Source organism: Streptomyces sp. NPDC059255, from assembly GCF_042752355.1.
Lineage (GTDB): Bacteria > Actinomycetota > Actinomycetes > Streptomycetales > Streptomycetaceae > Streptomyces.
Genome location: NZ_JBHYZP010000100.1, coordinates 1 through 1,862, shown reverse-complemented (window position 1 = coordinate 1,862; position 1,862 = coordinate 1). Strand labels below are relative to the sequence as shown.

3 protein-coding genes are annotated in these 1,862 nt (G+C 68.8%); all 3 read right to left on the bottom strand.

Going from position 1 to position 1,862, the window contains the following annotated elements; translation table 11 throughout:
• Window positions 1-61: 61 nt before the first annotated feature.
• Window positions 62-286 (bottom strand): hypothetical protein, encoded by a 225-nt coding sequence (locus ACFXKG_RS41210; RefSeq protein ID WP_384850744.1) that lies wholly within the window; start codon window positions 284-286, stop codon window positions 62-64.
• Window positions 287-391: 105 nt separating this feature from the next.
• Window positions 392-1,282: an NmrA family NAD(P)-binding protein gene (locus ACFXKG_RS41205; protein WP_384850741.1), complete on the bottom strand. Its 891-nt coding sequence runs from the start codon at window positions 1,280-1,282 to the stop codon at window positions 392-394.
• 83 nt (window positions 1,283-1,365) lie between these two features.
• A partial coding sequence (locus ACFXKG_RS41200) for a MarR family winged helix-turn-helix transcriptional regulator (protein ID WP_384850738.1) occupies window positions 1,366-1,862 on the bottom strand: 497 nt, incomplete at its 5' end.

The following is a 1,862-nucleotide window of genomic DNA, read 5'->3' as shown; positions in this document are numbered from 1 at the left end:
TGAGGTAGCCGACCATATGTCAATGAAGTTGATCCGCCTCTGGTCAGACGGAAACAAGGCCTCAGCGGCGGTCAGAGAGGCGCCGAGCACCGTTGCGGATGGCCGGCACGGTCAAGCCTGTTCCGGCCATCCGCTGTACGGGTCCAGACGCCGGCGCGGCGGCCTCGCGGGCGTAGTCGGTGAGGTCTTTTGGTTGGCGGCCCGGGGCCTCCTGGACGTGGATCTTTACCTCGCCGTCGACCGGCGGCCTCTCGACAACCAGTGTGCCGGTGTCGGCCTCGGGCACGCCCCGGGAGCTTCGTGACTGCTTCAACCGTTGGCGGATGCGTTGCCGTGCCCAGAGCGCCGAGACCGTGGGCACGATCGCGGGGCGTTCATCGCGGCCGGAGGCTCAGGAACCAGCCACGTTGGTGGGCGCGGTCCAGCCGGTAGCTCGGATCCACTCGACCAGGTCCAGGGTGGCCGGCTCGATCGAGCGCACCACCGCGAGGTCCGAAGGGTATTCCGCCGCCTTCGCGAACTGGCGGAACATCGCCTTGTCGAGGTCGTTGGGAAGCACGCTCAACGGGAGGGCCTCGTACCGTGCCGGGAGCCCGGCGCGCGCGCCGAACGCCGCGGCGATCTGGGGGCCCGTCAGCTCGTCGCCGACGAGCTCGACGGCTCCGCCGGGCGCCTCCGTGGTGTCGAGCAGGAGCGCGGCGGCGACCCGGCCGATGTCCCTGACCGAGATCATCTTCAGGGCGACGTCCTCCGGCAGCGGCAGCCTCAGCACGATCTCCCCATGCTCCAGGCTCGGTGCCATCACGCTCGCGAAGTTCTCCATGAAGGCGGTCGCGCGAACCATCGCGGCCCTCAGGCCGGACTTTCCCAGGTGCTCCTCGATCCAGTGCTTCGAGTCGTGGTGCGGCACACCCGACTCCCGGTCCGCTCCGAAGACCGAGTTGAACACGACGTGCGGGACGCCCGCTTCGACCGCCGCGTCGACGAGCGCGGTACCGATGCGGATCTCCGCCTCGACCTCTTCGAGGCTGTTCGCCTCCGGGGTCATGAAGTAGAACCCCTCGACCGTCGCCAGCGCGGCGGCCAGCGACGCGGGGTCGTCGGCCCGGATGGCCGCCAGCTCGACGCCGCGGGCGGCCAGCGCCTGAGCCCGGTCGGACTGCGGGTTGCGGACCAAAGCCCGCACCCGCGCCTTGTGGTCCAGCAGCGCGTCGACCACCGCCCCGCCCTGTTGCCCTGTCGCGCCGAAGACTGCGATCGTGCCGGTCGTCTGTGTGCTCATCGCTGCCACCCTTCACTAGTTCATGCCATGAACGAAACTAGTTCACGGCATGAACTACGACAAGGTGCGGGTGTAGCGGGACCTCACCGTGTGATGGGTCGGTTCGAGGTGGGCGAAGAGAGGTCCGAGGTGTCCACGATGGCGGTGGCCACGCGCTCGAAGTCGCGCTGGTCGTCGGCGTCGAGGTTCCTCGCGATCTCGGGCAGGCGCTTGGCGACCTCGGCGTAAACGGCCTCGGCGAGCACCTTCCCCGTGGGCGTCGCACTGAGCATGACGACCCGTCGGTCCTGCGCCGAGCTTGCCCGGCCGACCAACTCGCGCCGCGCGGTGCGATCGACCAGCTGGCTCAATGCGTTCTTGGTCATACCCAACGACGCGGCGAGCTCAGCCATCTGCCGCGGCTCGTTCCTGACTGCGCAGAGCAGCGTGGCCTGCGAGGGGGTCAGGTCGAACTCGGCGCAGATCTGCGCGTACTTGCGTTGAATCACAACCGAGAGCCAGAAGAGCTTGTCGCCGTAGTCCACGCCGGCCTCCCCCGTCCGATGGCGAACGATCAGCCTACTCGTCGCGGGCCGGCAGG